This window comes from Cupriavidus sp. GW822-FHT03E04 (genome assembly GCF_058801495.1).
The window spans coordinates 127,759-140,699 of the sequence record NZ_JBXANI010000012.1 but is presented as its reverse complement, the minus strand read 5'-3'; the positions used below and the strand labels follow the sequence as shown (position 1 = coordinate 140,699).

Here is a 12,941-nt window from a genome sequence, read left to right as displayed (position 1 = left end):
CATCACAGCATGATGCATTCTTTGCCGAGTCGCTCTCGCCTCTGCGGTACGTCGGCTGACGGGTTCCATTTCCCGCCGCACAAGCGAACGGTGCCCACCCCAGGGGCCTTCCGAAACGCGAACCCATTTCAAACGTTGGCGACAGGCTTTTCGAGTGCGGCATGACACCTGTGCCACGCTAGTGCTTGTCGCTCTCCGGATACCAGTAGATGCGCTTGCGCTTGCCGACCCCCGCGATATTGATCTTTTGGGCACCTAGCGCCGAGGTGGCATCCCCCCCTCCGGCGCCGGTCTGGTTGCCACCGCCGAGCAAGACCGGCACTACACCGCTGCCAATCGATACCATGCCGAATACCGGGGAAGGCGGAAAGCCGCCGCCATCCAGGATGATCGAACGCTGTGGGTTTTGGCCTGAAGCTGTAAGGAAGCTGAAGGAATAGCTCCGGGCAATGCCAAGATTGGGGTAGCACATGCCGGCCTGCGGCACGGCTGGCGTATTTGTGCCGATCGTGGTGTAGCCGCTGACGGTCAGTGGCGCGTTCACCGCTTTCTCACCGGGATTCGTGAGCGTGATATAGAAGCCCGCGCCAGTACCGTTGTACTTAGCCGTGGTGCTGGTGTCGTCGACAAGACTGGCCTCGGTGATGGGCGTCCAGGTGGCCGGCATGCCGAGTATGTTGGGGTCCTTCAACATGTAGAGGCGATTGACCACGTTATAGGCAGTCCCCTGCGTCGTTGAGGCGGAATAGAGAGGATGCTCTCGGTCACCCGTGCCGGCTGTAATGGCGTCGTAGGCAGCGGTGGAAATGACGTCGGGTGCATAGAAGAACTTGCGCGCGTTGTTCGTGCTGGCTGCGCCGCCGAGTGCAGCAAGCTTGTTAAGCGTCCAGTTGACAGGCGCATTGCCCGCGGTAGTCTCAAAGTCGGCTCTCCAGAGATTGCCGCCGACGTCGCCAACATACAGGCGTTCGATATAACCGTCGCCATTGCGATCAAGCCCCGTGACATCCGACGGGATGGCCCGGGTCAGGCCGGCAACCGCCAGGCATGTGCCGCTCATACCGCTACAGTTGGGCAGCGCGCTCCACACAACGGCGCCGCTGACGGCATCGAATGCCACGATGCCGCGTCCCATGGTATCAACTCCCGGCGACGGATCACTGTCCTCGGCCGAGTCATAGCCCGCGCCCATCACCACCAACGGGTTGGCGTAGCCGCGCACGCGCATTACGCGCGGCTGGGACCAGGTCTGGCCGAGTTCAGGGATATCAGCATTGGAGCGTTTCCACAGGAAGCGCGGATTGACGGGATCGGTCACATCGATTGCATAGATCAGCCGCCCGCCGCGGCGTGCCGTCAGGTAAATGACCACACGAGGATTCGCCGCGTCGCGCAAGTCCTGCATCACGGTGGTACTTCCATCGAAGAAGTAATCCCGCGGCGCCGGAGCGGGGGTGATACCGCCAGGCGTGGTCGAGAGCTGCACCTCCGGAGAGTTGGTATAAAGGCGGCTGAGCTTGCCAAGGAACTCCGGTGCGATGAAGCCCCATAGCTCGCCGCCCGGCCTCACACTGCCGATGCCCTGCGTCTGGTTACCGTTGATAGCATGGAACACGCCATCGTTGGTGCCATAGAACACCACAACTCCCTTGCTGCCGCCATAGTTGACGACAGCCGGCCTGGAATGCAGTACGTCTGCGTGGATCGAACTGCGCACGGTCACCGGCGTGCCGGGACCTGGCTCTGCTTCGGTGCCGGCCAGGCTGGTGGTATCCGAAGCAGCGACGTCCTGGCCGCGTACCCAGGCGATGAGCTTGGGCAATTCGGTGGCGGTGATGGTCTTCGCGCCGCTGGTCCCCGAGTTGATGACGGCAAGGCCGCCGGTCGAACTCGTGTCCTTCAGCCATGTGTTGGAACTATCGAATGACGGCATCGCCGCGCTCGTCGGGCAACTACCCGCGCCGTTGCAGGTGATCAGTTGCCGGCTGGTCTGGCTGGTCAGCAACTGTGCGCGCAGCATCTCTCCCGCCCCCCCCTTCTCCACGACCTCTCCATCAGGGGAATCAAGGCCCCACCCGACACTTGACGGGCTATTCTGCCAGTATCCCGTGGCCGGCCAACTACCGACTGCGCTGCTCCCGTAGCCGGTCGCGCCAAAGGAAAGCGGCGGCTCCGTAGTCCAAAAACTGATGGCGTTCGGGGAGATGAAGCCCGTCGCCGCGTTGCTGATGGCAGCGTTGCCCTTGGCATCCTGCAGCACGATGTTGCCACCGGCGTCATAGCCGATCTGGTACTGCTTGAGATTGCCTTGCCACCGTGGTGCCGCGGTGGCATCCGGGCGGAACATTCCCACATAGACCTGGTTGAGGAACTGACCCTGGGCATTGACGGAGGCCGGAAGGCTGACCGAGGCAAACACGCTGTTGATGGCCTGCACCTCGTTGAAGATTTGCAGCAAGGCCGACGTCAGTCCATTGACGTCACCTAGCTGTACCACATATGTCTTACCGCCGCCATTGGTCGCCATGCTGCTCGCGAGCTGGACATAGTCAGGATTCTTGCCATCGGTCACCGCGATCGTGTAGGTCACGATGTTCTGACGGTTGGCCATGTTGCCCTGGACGTCAGTCTGGTACATGAAGCGAGCCCATTCGTCGCCCCAGTTGCTCTGGTATTTGTTGTTGGGAGCGGGAATGACAATCTGCTGCTGCTGAGCTGTAGTCGCGCCTGCTGCGGCCAGGGCATTGATGACATTCTGGCCGGTGTCTTGCGGCTTGCCGTTGTTCACGGCGTTGGCGATATAGATGACAAAATTGCGCTGACAGGGGTTGTCGATCGGCGAGGTGTACTTGGTGCCGGACAAGCCAGTCTGGCCGGCATAGTAGGCCCACGATTCCTGCATACCGCCACCGACCTGCGAGTTGTTCGAGTTGTCGGCCTGACGGTCGATTGTTTTCACATAGCGAAGGAAGCTGTCGACCCCGCTGTTGTCCATCAGCGGCAACTTGAAAGGTGCCACGGACGGGAACTTGAACTGGCCGCCGACGTTGCTCCCGCTGCCGAACATCATCACGCCGAGATTGAGGTTGCCCAGCAGTGTGGGGCTGGTCTTGATCGACGACACCGCGTTGTAGAGCGCGCATTGCTCGGCGCCGACGTCCTTGCCATCGTTATTGCTGGAGACGACCCCCGATGTGGAGCAGGTGAAGCTGGCCGACGCATCCCAGGTCGATGCATTGTCGAACAGGATCAGCACATTGGGCTTGCCGGCCTGGGGCTGCAAGCCAGTGTACAGATCGATGTCCTCCGCCATTGCCGGGTGCAAGGCAGGAAGCGCGAGTAACGTGGCGATGGCAATGCGCGAGGCAGCGCGTTCAGCGAATTGACGCATTGTGAGTCCTGAGTTCGGAGGTGAGGCAATCGATAACTGAGTCGTGGCCGCAAACTTACGGGCATGCCGTGCCGACCGGCACGCGTACTGAGATGCCCTGGTGCAAGGTGGTGTTGGTCGCAGTGGCTGCGCTATCGCTGACGCTGGCCTTTACATCCCATTGAGTGGCATTGCACAGTGAATTTCCGCCGCCACCGCCGGATGCCGTCAAGATGCCAGTGTCCTGGTTACCATTGCCAACGAAGCAGGAAACGTCGTCAGCATTGGACGTATCGAGATCCGTATTCTTTACCGGCTTGCTGGTCTGGCACACCGGCGCCGCAACCTGCGCCGTATAGTCAGCGCGACCATCGCCGTTCACATCGACCGGCACGCTAGCCGCCGCTGCCGTGGGGTTGGCAGTGAAGTCATTGCTAATAACCTGCTCAATGCCTTGTTGCGCGGCATTCTGCGCTTCCACGCCGTGCTGCTGGTTAGCGGCGACCTTCACATTGATGACACTGGAGCTGACCAGCGATATCGTCATCAGCAAAAAGATCACCAGGAAAATCAGCGTGACGATCAGGGTGGCGCCGGACTGCCGGCGCAGCGCGATTTGCATGGCTTACTCCCGGCGGCCTGCCACATTGGCCAGCCTTGCCACCCGGGCGTAGACATGGCGCTTGAAGCCGTCGTTGAACGGGCCGCTTACGGTGGCACGTCCGAGATCATAGGTGCGGCTGTCTGTCCAGCCGAGTGAGGCCCTTTGCGTGCGGGCAAGGACGTTAATGCGTACAGAGGTGACGTTCTGCCAGTTGGTAAGGGCGGTCGTCCAATCATATGCGGGTACCGAGGTACAGATCGCGCTGTTGTTCACGCCGGGGTCGCTGACGTAGCAGTCGGCGGAACCGTTATTGTCGAGATCCACGCCGTAAGATAAATGCATGTCCTGAATGCCTTGTGCCACCGAATTGACCTGAAAGGCTCCGCCGGACAGTTCGGCCATCTTCAGCGTCGGCACGCCGTCACCAGCGCCGGAACACACATCGCAGGCGGCAAGATAAAAGATACGGACTACCGCCGGGCGCAACTCCGCGACAACGGTCGGGTCACATGCCTTGGTGCGCATGGTGAAGGCCGGGGCGCTGGCACCGAACACGAACGATGTGGCGTCGCTGGAACAGAACGATACCTGCATATAGGACTGCCCGGCGGCGGCGGCCGCCGCCGGCGTCGTCGACACGCGCCTTACCACAAGTATTTCCGATGCCGGCGCCAGGTTCGGCAAGCATGAGGCCACAGTGCCCGGTGCGTAGCCTTGGAGAGCGAGAGGCACTGTCGCGGGCGAGTTGACAAAACCCAAGGCATTCGGCGCTGCGGCGCACAGAGCGGGACTTGCTACGGTTGCGCCGTTCGCTACGCTGGCGGCACCAAAGAAGCCGGCAAGTTCAATCTCACGGCCTAGCGTGTCTAGCACGTAGCGCCCGTTTTCCACTTGGTCGGCGCCGTTGGAGAACTCCGAGCGTGACCGTGTGGTGGAGAAATACAGACTCCCCAGCGCCGTCAACAGCAGCAGCCCGAGCGTCATCCCGATCATCAACTCGACAAGGGAAATCCCACGCTGCCGGTGGAGTATTGCAATTCGCGGCCGATTCACGAGAGAACTCCAATGCGGACCTGAATGCTCACTGTGCGGCGATAGCTGTCATTGCCGAACTGTCCGTTGCCGCATGGCAGCGCCGGCGCGGTTGTCTTTGCAAGGCCCTGCCAGGCCACTGTGATGCGATAGATCTGGTTCGTGGCATCGAGCGCTTCGATACAGCCAAGCGCACCGATCATGCCCCCGACCGCCTTGCCGCCGTTGTTTTCCGCGCTACCCAGCAATTCCGTCCCCCAAGCAGCCAGGTCGGCGTTTGCGGTGGCTTGCTGGGCGGCGGAACCAACTGTGCAGGCTGGAGCCGGAACCGTGGCGGTTCCCGCTGTAGTCATGGTGGTCCCGCTGGCATAGCAGGCCACGGCCTGGCGGTTCGCATTGAGCCGAGCCGCCATGTCCTGAAGCAGGGTCAGCGCCTGCACGCGTTGATAGGATTCCATTTCCGACTGCCCGGAGCGGGCGATCAGGCCGGCGGTGCCAAGTAGTGCCACCAGCAGGATCACGATCGATACCAAGACCTCGATCAGCGTGGCGCCGCACTGCGCGGACTGGCATAGGCATTTGCACGTACGTGGTGCACGCGAGTTCATGTACATGTTCCCGATACCAGAGCGACGCGGCCAGTTCCGCTCACCTGTACGCAGATCGTCGAAGCCGCCTGGGGCGATACCGCTGGCGCTACCTGGAACGTCAGGCTGCCGGTAGCGGGCCTGCCGTCGTTGCCGACCGATAGGGAGTTGCCTGCGCTGGCGGTGATCGAAATGCCGTCATACGGACCGAAACTGCGCACATTTTCGGTTCCCGCCGTTACGGCCCAGCCCCCGGCCCAAGTGCCGGAGGTGGCCATGGTGACACTGCTGTTGCGCTTGACCGCCTCGCTGCGCGTCAATGTCAGCGCAGCGGAAAGATCCAGCGAGGCATTCCGTGCGCGTTGTGTCGCGATCAGGCTCGAGAACGACGGGGCTGCGGCAAACGCTACGATGGCAAACACCGTCAGTGTTACCAACAATTCTATTAGTGTGAATCCGCGATCTGCGAGCGCGCAGGCTATATTCGATGCACGAGTATTTCGCATAGGCTATTTCCAGCAACTCGATCCCGTGCCGGAGACGCTCTTGTCGCCGGTACTCGACAGCGTCAGCGTTCCGCACGCGGTGTCGTTCGTGGCTTGCGTGCCCTGCGGCGCCGCCGTCAGGACATATCCAAGCGGCGGACCTGCGACCGCGGTGACAGTGATTTGATAGTTGGAGGAAATCGCCGCGGGAAGACTTGCATAGCCGAGTGCGGCCAGGCTTGTGGCATAGCTCCGGTTGTCCACCAGAAAGCGCTCCTGCATGCTGGCGACTTCCAGCAGGAACGACTCCGCCGCTGTGCGATTGGAGCGCACGACGTATTGGACATAGGAGGGATAGGCGACAGCGGCAAGGATGCCGATGATTGCCACGGTGACCATCAACTCGATGAGCGTAAAGCCGCCCCCTAGCCGAGCGTGGCGACCCGAACCGCCGCACGCCGTGGCTACCCCAAACTCCCGAAATAGCCGATGCTCTCGGCTATATCGCACCGCCGGGCTTCTGTGGCCCATGCTCGCGCTCCTTTTTATTTTCCCCGGATGACCCAGTTCCGAAGTCTTACGCGGCGAGTGTAGTCGCGATTCAAGTCATGGTCAAAGGTGTCAATGAGCGTCCTTCGGGGAGCGTTGCATGGACCCCACTGCGATGCGCCGCGCGCCGCCAGTGGGTGGCCTAGAACGTGAGGTGAATGCCAAGCAGGTGGCGATGGCCAAGAGCCGTTATCGCAACATTGATCGCAATCACTTTTGATTTCTTCTGCAGCCCACTCGTTTCGCCAGTGCTTGCGAAGGTGCCACTCACGGAGAGAGGGCAGGTACGCCACGATCAGCGTCGCCGTCAGCGCCACCCACGGCGCCATCCTGGCTGCTTCATTTCGCCGGACATGACGCCTCCCCTCAAGACATCGCCGCACGGAGCCGCAGTGCTAGACCTCCTAGCACTGACCCTTGGCATCGTGGCGCTCGCGCTGATCATCCACAAGTGCGGCGATCTCGGCTGAACCGGTCCGCGCTGCCCGGTTCACCCTGGCTCGACCGGCGCCGTCAGCAAGCGATACGCCTGCTCCTGCGTAATATCCAGCCGGTAGTGCCGGGCCAGCATGCGCGCGAAGTGATGCGCGACGCCCGGCTCGCAGTGCCTCAACTGCTCGCGGTAGGCCTCCAACTCGAAACGCAGCCGCCAGCGCGGGCTCGCTAGGTAGAGCACGCCCATCAGGCCGCACCAGCGCCAGAACTGGCGCACGTGCACCTTCTCATGCTCGATCAGCGCGTGGCTCACGCCGGGCCGCACCAGGATCAGCGGCCCCGGCGCGAAGCCATCGAACCCGCGCGGAATCAACCACCGGGACTTGGTCTCGATCAGCAGGCAGGGGGGCGATTTGCAGAAGCGGATCATGGCAGGTGACAGCGGTGCGATAGCGCAAGGCGCGCATGGGCGTGCATAGGCGTGTTAGCCCAAGCCTATCAGGTCGCGCAGGCCCGCGTCCAAACCTACCCGCCAAAATAAAAACGCCCCGCTTTTGGCGGGGCAAAGAGCAATGCCTGGATGGATCGCGTGTGCTTAGTCGATGCTGATCTTGCCGGCTTCGATCACGCCCTTCCAGCGCTGGAGTTCCTGCTTCTCGAACTGCTCGAATTGCTCCGGTGTATTGGCGACCACCTCGAAACCGTTCTCGGCCAGCTTCTGGCGCATCTGCGGCTCGTTGAGCGAGCCGACCAGCGCGGCATGCAGTCTCGTCTTGACGTCCTTCGGCAGCCCGCGCGGCGCGGCCACGGCTTGCCACGAATACACGTCCACGTCCTTCACCCCGCCCTCCGCCATGGTAGGCACATTCGGCAGCACCGCCGAGCGCTTGTCGCCGGTCACCGCCAGCGCCTTGAGCTTGCCGCTGCGGATATGCTGCAGCACCGCGTTGACGTTCTGGAACGAGACGTCCACCTGGCCGGCGAGCAGGTCGGAGATGGCCGGCGCCCCACCCTTATAAGGAACGTGGAGGCCGTCGGTGCCGGACTTTTGCCAGAACAGCGCGGCCGTCAAATGGTCCGACGAACCTGCCCCGGAGCTGGCGAACGCCACCTTGCCCGGATTCTTCTTCATGTACGCGACCAGCTCCTGCAAGTTCTTCGCAGGGAAGTCCGGCTTGGTGACCAGCACGTTGGGTGCGCGCACGGCCACCGTCAGCAGGTCGAAGTCCTTGGCCGGGTCATAGCCCAGGTTCTTTTGCAGGAACGGGTTCACGGCATAGACGCCGATCGATGCCACCAGCAAGGTGTAGCCATCGGCAGGCGCGCGCTTGACCATGGTCGCGCCGATGGCCCCGGTAGCGCCGGGGCGATTGTCGATCACGAACGGCTGGCCCAGCTTTTCATTGAGCGGCACCGCCAGCATGCGCGCGATGGTATCGGTGGAGCCGCCCGCAGGGAACGGCACCACCACGGATACGGCCTTCTGGGGCCATGCCGGCGAGGCGGCCGCGGCACTGGTCACGGCGCCTGCGGCGGCCAGTGCCGCCATGGCAGCGAGCGTGGCTGCGGCAAGCCGGCCGAACTTGCGCCGCGCGGGTGCGGCGAGCATGCCCGCGGCAGCCGGCCGGCCATCAAATTTGTTCATGGTTGTCTCCTTGTGCTTGGTGGTTTTCTTGTCTTGTATTCGTGCGGGGGCCGCAGATGCGGCTCACCGGACCATGCAGGGCGCCTTGTTGTTGAAGGTCCAGCCCGGGATCAGGAATTGCATGGCCACGGCGTCGTCGCGCGCACCCAGCCCCATGCTCTTGTAGCGCTCGTGCGCCAACGCGAGTTGCGCCATGTCGAGCTCCACGCCCAGGCCCGGCTCCGTCGGCACGGCCACCTTGCCGTTCTCGATCTTCAGTGGCGCCTTGGTCAGGCGCTCGCCGTCCTGCCAGATCCAGTGGGTGTCGATGGCGGTGACGCGGCCCGGCGCGGCGGCGGCCACGTGGGTGAACATCGCCAGCGAAATATCGAAGTGATTGTTCGAGTGCGAGCCCCAGGTCAGGCCCCACTCGGCGCACATCTGCGCCACCCGCACCGAGCCCTGCATGGTCCAGAAATGCGGATCGGCCAGCGGGATGTCCACGGATTGCAGGCGCACCGCGTGGCCCATCTGGCGCCAGTCGGTCGCGACCATGTTGGTGGCGGTGGGCAGGCCGGTGGCGGTACGGAACTCGGCCATGACCTCGCGGCCCGAGTAGCCCTCCTCCGCGCCGCAAGGATCTTCGGCATAGGCCAGCACGCCATGCTTGTCGCGGCACAGGCGCACGGCTTCGGCCAGCGACCACGCGCCGTTGGGATCCAGCGTGATGCGCGCCTTGGGGAAGCGCTCGGCGAGCGCCAGGATGGCTTCCATCTCTTCGTCGCCGCGCAGCACGCCGCCCTTGAGCTTGAAATCGTTGAAGCCATAGCGCTCATAGGCAGCTTGCGCCAGGCGTACCACGCCCTCGGCATTCATCGCGGCTTCATTGCGCAGGCGGAACCAGTCGTTGTCCGCCTCGGGCTCGCTGCGATAGGCAAGCGTGGTGCGGTTACGGTCCCCGATATAGAACAGGTAGCCCAGCATCTCCACGGCGTCGCGCTGCTGGCCTTCGCCCAACAGCGCGGCCACCGGCACGCCCAGATGCTTGCCCAGCAGGTCGAGCAGCGCCGCCTCGAGCGCGGTGACCGCATGGATGGCGATGCGCAGGTCGAACGTCTGCAGGCCACGCCCGCCCGCGTCGCGGCTGGCAAAGGCGGTGCGCACGCGATTGAGCAGCGCCTGGTGGTTGCCGATCGACTGGCCGGCGAGGAGTTCGCGCGCATCCTCCAGCGTCTGGCGGATCGCTTCGCCGCCGGGCACCTCGCCGACGCCCATATTGCCCGCGCTGTCTTTCAGGATGACGATATTGCGGGTGAAGAACGGACCGTGCGCGCCGGACAGGTTCATCAGCATGCTGTCGTGGCCGGCCACCGGCACGACGGTCAGCTCGGTGATGACGGGCGTGTCTGCCATGGGCGCGGCGCAAAGGGATGATTGGGTCATGTTGAACTCCAGCAGGAAGAGCGGCTCGCCGCCTTGGCTGCCGGCCCTTGCGGGTTGTCTCGGGTTGGATGCGCCGGCTGCTGCCGGATCCTTGTGTGCGGTGCTTGCCAGGTCCCAAAGCGGCTGCTACAGCCCATGCAACGGGAGACACCTGTTATCTGTCGTCATATAACTTACGACGCAGTATAATGAGGCCATTGCGATCCGGTCAAGTCCCAGCCCATCACCATGTCAAACCCGATGTTTGCCTCCACTCCCCCGCTGCGGCGCCGCGGCCGTACGCTTGCCGAAGAGGCGGTGAGCAACCTGAGCGAGCGCATCCAGCAAGGCCAGCTCAAGCCGGGCGACAAGTTGCCGACCGAGTCCGAGATCATGGCCGCGCTCGGCGTCAGCCGCACCGTGGTGCGCGAAGCGCTGTCGCGGCTACAGGCCAGCGGGCTGGTGGAAACCCGCCACGGCATCGGCACCTTTGTGCTGGCGCGCAGCGCCGAGAACGGCTCGCCCTTTCGCATCGATCCCGCCACCATGGGCACTGCCATGGACGTGCTGGCCATGCTGGAATTCCGCGTCAGCCTGGAAGCCGAGGCAGCCAGCCTGGCGGCATCGCGGCGCAGCGATGAGCAACTGACGGCGATGCGTGGCGCGCTCGATGAGCTCAAGCGCACGGCGGCGGGCGGCGAGGATTCTGTCGGTGCCGATTTCGAGTTCCACCTGCTGATTGCGCGCGCCACCGGCAACCGCTACTTCACGGACATCATGGGCCACCTCGGCACCATGGTGATCCCGCGCAGCCGGCTGCATGTCAGCGCGCAGGAGCGGGAGCAGTACCTTGAGCGCGTCAATATCGAGCACGAGAACATCTTTGACGCCATCGAGCGGCGCGACCCCGAAGGCGCCAAGGCCGCCATGCGCATGCACCTGACCAACAGCCGCGAACGCCTGCGCAAGGCGTCGGCGGCGGTGGAAGCCGGCTAGGGGCGGGCTGCCGGCGCATCCCGGCGGGATCCGGGATTTCCTGCTTGCCCAACGAGCGCCTCATGTTGTAGGATGTCTTACAATAAAGCGCGGCAAGGCTATGTCCCCATTTATGCGTCCCGCGTGTCAGCCCGGGACCACATACACGCCGCCTCTAGCGCAAGCTATGGCGCACTCCCCACTTGATTGCAGTTGAAAAGCAGGAAACGCTAATGACCATTACCGGCGAAATGCTGATCGGCGCCCGCGCAGTGCGCGGCACCACCAAGATCCTCCATGCCACCAACCCGGCCACGGGTGAAGTCCTGGCACCGGAATTCCATGGCGGCGGCGCCGCCGAGGCCGAGCGTGCCTGCGCGCTGGCCGAAGCCGCGTTCGACACCTACCGCAACACCTCGCCGGAGATCCGCGCCAGGTTCCTGGAATCGATCGCCAGCGGCCTGGAAGCCCTGGGCGACAAGCTGATCGAGCGCGCCCACGCCGAGAGCGCATTGCCTGTTGCGCGTCTGCAGGGCGAGCGCGCCCGAACCGCCGGCCAGCTGCGCCTGTTCGCCAGCGTGCTGCGCGATGGCCGCTGGCAAGCCGCCACACTCGACTCCGCCCTGCCGGAGCGCACGCCGCCACGCCCCGACCTGCGCCTGCAGAAGATCGCGGTCGGCCCGGTGGCGGTGTTCGGCGCCAGCAATTTCCCGCTCGCGTTTTCGGTGGCGGGCGGCGATACCGCATCCGCGCTGGCGGCCGGCTGCCCGGTCGTCGTCAAGGCGCACTCGGCCCACCTCGGCACCTCCGAGCTGGTCGGGCGCGTGATCCAGAAGGCCGTGGCCGATGCTGGCCTGCCCGAAGGCGTGTTCTCGCTGCTGGTGGGCGCGGGCGTTGCCGTGGGCACGGCCCTGGTCGCGCATCCGTCGATCCAGGCAGTGGGCTTCACCGGCTCGCGCAGCGGCGGCCTGGCGCTGGTGCAGACGGCCAACAGCCGTCCCCAGCCGATCCCCGTCTACGCGGAAATGAGCAGCATCAACCCCGTGTTCCTGCTGCCGGCGGCCCTGGCCGCGCGCGGCGCGGAGATCGCGCGCAATCTGGTGGATTCGCTGGTGATGGGCGTAGGCCAGTTCTGCACCAACCCGGGCCTGCTGCTGGCGGTGGAAAGCCCGGCGCTGGACGTGTTCCGCCAGGGCGCGGTTGCGGCGCTGGCGGAAAAGGCGGCGGCGACCATGCTGACGCCCGGAATCAGCCAGGCTTACGACAACGGCGTGGCCCAGCTCAGCGATATCGAAGGGCTGCGCCGCATCGGCAGTGGCCAGGCCGCCAGCGGCCCCAACCAGGCCCGCCCCGCGCTGTTCGAAACCACCGCGGAGCGTTTTCTTGCGGACCACCGCATGGAAGCCGAAGTGTTTGGCCCATCCTCGGTGCTGGTCGTATGCCGCGACCACGAGGAGATGCTGGCGGTGGCGCGCCGCCTGGAGGGCCAGCTGACCGCCACCGTGCAAGCGGATGCGGGGGATCGTGCCGAGGCCGCCATCCTGCTGACCGTGCTCGAGCGCAAGGCCGGGCGCGTGCTGTTCAACGGCTATCCGACGGGCGTGGAAGTGTCGTACGCCATGGTGCACGGCGGCCCGTTCCCGGCTACGTCCGACACGCGCGCCACCTCGGTCGGCGCATCGGCCATCGAGCGCTTCCTGCGCCCGGTGTGCTACCAGAATGTGCCGGCGGAACTGCTGCCGCCCGCGCTGCAGGATGGCAACCCGCTGAACGTGTGGCGCCTCACCGACGGGCAACTGGCCCGCGACTAATCCCGCGCACCCATGGAAAAAGGGCCGGAAATTCCGGCCCTTTTTCT

Annotated in this window: 11 protein-coding genes; 2 read left to right on the top strand and 9 right to left on the bottom strand. The window is 64.2% G+C overall.

All coding sequences use genetic code 11. The features are described from left to right. Positions 1–178: 178 nt before the first annotated feature. From AC1RQC_RS18915 to gudD, 9 genes are all read right to left on the bottom strand, one after another. Positions 179–3,391: a pilus assembly protein gene (locus tag AC1RQC_RS18915; RefSeq protein ID WP_492884313.1), complete on the bottom strand. Its 3,213-nt coding sequence runs from the start codon at positions 3,389–3,391 to the stop codon at positions 179–181. A 55-nt stretch (positions 3,392–3,446) separates the two neighbouring features. Continuing rightward, positions 3,447–3,992, bottom strand: coding sequence for a pilus assembly PilX family protein (locus AC1RQC_RS18910; protein ID WP_492375002.1), 546 nt, complete (start codon positions 3,990–3,992; stop codon positions 3,447–3,449). A gap of 3 nt (positions 3,993–3,995) precedes the next feature. Beyond that, the gene (locus tag AC1RQC_RS18905) at positions 3,996–5,027 is read right to left on the bottom strand and encodes a PilW family protein (RefSeq protein ID WP_492375001.1); all 1,032 of its coding nucleotides are present in this window, start codon (positions 5,025–5,027) and stop codon (positions 3,996–3,998) included. Next, complete coding sequence (pilV, locus tag AC1RQC_RS18900) at positions 5,024–5,614, bottom strand: type IV pilus modification protein PilV (RefSeq protein ID WP_492809893.1); 591 nt, start codon at positions 5,612–5,614, stop codon at positions 5,024–5,026. The genes AC1RQC_RS18905 and pilV overlap by 4 nt, the downstream gene beginning before the upstream one ends. After that, a complete protein-coding gene (locus AC1RQC_RS18895; RefSeq protein ID WP_492884311.1) occupies positions 5,611–6,099 on the bottom strand; it encodes a GspH/FimT family pseudopilin in 489 nt (162 codons plus the stop codon). Before AC1RQC_RS18895 ends, pilV begins: the two co-directional genes overlap by 4 nt. Positions 6,100–6,102: 3 nt before the next feature. Then, complete coding sequence (locus AC1RQC_RS18890) at positions 6,103–6,609, bottom strand: type IV pilin protein (RefSeq protein ID WP_492884310.1); 507 nt, start codon at positions 6,607–6,609, stop codon at positions 6,103–6,105. Positions 6,610–7,117: 508 nt separating this feature from the next. Continuing rightward, the gene (locus AC1RQC_RS18885) at positions 7,118–7,492 is read right to left on the bottom strand and encodes a hypothetical protein (RefSeq protein ID WP_492884308.1); all 375 of its coding nucleotides are present in this window, start codon (positions 7,490–7,492) and stop codon (positions 7,118–7,120) included. A 165-nt stretch (positions 7,493–7,657) separates the two neighbouring features. Further along, positions 7,658–8,611 carry a Bug family tripartite tricarboxylate transporter substrate binding protein gene (locus AC1RQC_RS18880; protein WP_492809995.1) on the bottom strand — a complete coding sequence of 318 codons (954 nt, stop codon included), beginning with the start codon at positions 8,609–8,611 and terminating at the stop codon, positions 7,658–7,660. 159 nt (positions 8,612–8,770) lie between these two features. After that, positions 8,771–10,129: a glucarate dehydratase gene (gene gudD / locus AC1RQC_RS18875; protein ID WP_492884306.1), complete on the bottom strand. Its 1,359-nt coding sequence runs from the start codon at positions 10,127–10,129 to the stop codon at positions 8,771–8,773. A 228-nt stretch (positions 10,130–10,357) separates the two neighbouring features. Here gudD and AC1RQC_RS18870 point away from each other — a divergent pair, with 228 nt between their 5' ends. Further along, positions 10,358–11,104 (top strand): FadR/GntR family transcriptional regulator, encoded by a 747-nt coding sequence (locus AC1RQC_RS18870; protein WP_254615405.1) that lies wholly within the window; start codon positions 10,358–10,360, stop codon positions 11,102–11,104. A 212-nt stretch (positions 11,105–11,316) separates the two neighbouring features. Beyond that, positions 11,317–12,894, top strand: a complete 1,578-nt coding sequence (locus AC1RQC_RS18865; protein ID WP_492809903.1) for an aldehyde dehydrogenase (NADP(+)) — start codon at positions 11,317–11,319, stop codon at positions 12,892–12,894. Positions 12,895–12,941 lie beyond the last annotated feature (47 nt).